The sequence below is a fragment of the Bacillus sp. AFS040349 genome (assembly GCF_002577655.1).
Classification (GTDB): Bacteria; Bacillota; Bacilli; order Bacillales; family Bacillaceae; genus Metabacillus.
The window spans coordinates 1-1,522 of sequence record NZ_NUMC01000161.1 but is presented as its reverse complement, the minus strand read 5'-3'; the positions used below and the strand labels follow the sequence as shown (position 1 = coordinate 1,522).

At 31.5% G+C, this 1,522-nt stretch carries 3 protein-coding genes; 1 reads left to right on the top strand and 2 read right to left on the bottom strand.

Translation table 11 applies throughout. The annotated features are described in order from the left end of the window. Positions 1-304: 304 nt before the first annotated feature. Together COD11_RS24945 and COD11_RS24940 are read right to left on the bottom strand one after the other, a co-directional pair. Positions 305-589: a hypothetical protein gene (locus tag COD11_RS24945; protein ID WP_031538328.1), complete on the bottom strand. Its 285-nt coding sequence runs from the start codon at positions 587-589 to the stop codon at positions 305-307. A 183-nt stretch (positions 590-772) separates the two neighbouring features. Continuing rightward, positions 773-1,087: a helix-turn-helix domain-containing protein gene (locus COD11_RS24940; RefSeq protein ID WP_031538327.1), complete on the bottom strand. Its 315-nt coding sequence runs from the start codon at positions 1,085-1,087 to the stop codon at positions 773-775. A gap of 173 nt (positions 1,088-1,260) precedes the next feature. Here COD11_RS24940 and COD11_RS24935 point away from each other — a divergent pair. Then, positions 1,261-1,522 (top strand): recombinase family protein (locus COD11_RS24935; RefSeq protein ID WP_141549745.1); only part of this gene is annotated, 262 nt, incomplete at its 3' end.

The window sequence follows — 1,522 nt, the reverse complement described above, 5'->3', positions numbered from 1 at the left end:
CACTACACTACATTTAAAAACAAAGAGTTCTTCCACTATTTCGCCCGATTTGTTGAATAGATTTTTCATTATACATAACAAGAAATAATGCGTAGTAGACACAAGAAGCGCTACTGATCGGCGGCGCTTCGGACACAAAATGTTCAGTAAAAAAACCGACGAGATTGCCGGCTTCTACAAAATTAATGATCATTCATAAAATATAAAAATCAAACTGCATAATTTTGTTCGTCGGCTGAAGCTTGTGTAAATGCACCTTTAATAATTTGATTATTAGTACTCCTTGCTATCTTGTGATAAAAACCTACTGCTTTCTGTTTGTTCCCATTTCCTTTTTTGTTACTTTTGTTAATTCAGTTGTTAATTTGTCAATTTGCTGCTGCATCTTTTCAAACTTTTCATCTAATTCTTTTTGATCTTGTTTTTCTTTTTCTGAATTAATGATTTCCTCATCTATAACTGTTATCGCTTCTATAGTTGCAATGCCTTCTTCAATAGTAGTAAGAATAGCAGTTATTAGGGCAAGTCTAAGGCTAGAACTTATTGGCGATTGATCACTTTGTTCTGACTTTGAATTGGTATTATTCATATAATTGCCCCCTTTATCTGACATTGTTAGAAAGGTTTACATTAAACCTATGCTTTAGGTTCTGTAGTAATACATTTCCTTTGAATATTACTTACCTTGAATAAAATAGAAAAATAAAGGAATTTCAATTAGCAATTAATTGCGTAGTTCGTAGAGATTGTAAATCATTATCTTCACACCAAGCTAGTGTTCTTCGGTAAATGGAAGTAATTGAAATACCTTTGTTGGACAAGAATATTTTTTTACTTGGTCTTGGATTGCTAGGTCAACTTTCACTTTGCTCTTATCAGTTCTTTTCATTCGAACCAGTCCTCTTAAACCTAGTTCTTGATATTTCTGAATCCAATAACGCAAAGTGCGAATTGAAATGTTTTCCTCAACGCTAATCTTTTCTAAATATTTTGGCTTTTGTAAATATGGATAGATAATTAAATATTTTCTGTGTGCTTCCTCTAGTTGTATTTCTGTACATTGAGTTAAAGAATTTATTTTTTGCATTGTCTTTTGTCACTCCCTTTTTTTGGATTCCTGTCCATTGTTTCATATTTTTTATTCAATGTCTATTTAGGGTAAACCTTAAACAACCACTTAAGCATTATTGTTAAGATTAGGTTTTAAGTGTATGATTAGGGTGTCTATTAAATAGATTTGTAAAAGGAGAAAATTACGAAATGAAAGTTGCTTATGCTAGAGTTTCTACTGAAGATCAAAATTTGGAACGGCAAATTGAAAACTTGAAAAGTTTTGGCGCAGAAAAAATATTTACAGAGAAGAAATCTGGTGCTGCAGTAAATAATCGAGAGCAATTCCAAAAAGCTCTTGATTTTGTTCGTGAAGGAGATTATTTCATGGTTGAAGCAATTGATCGACTAGGAAGGAACTACAATGAGATTATTGAAACGGTTACTACTTTAAAAAATAGCTATGTTAAAT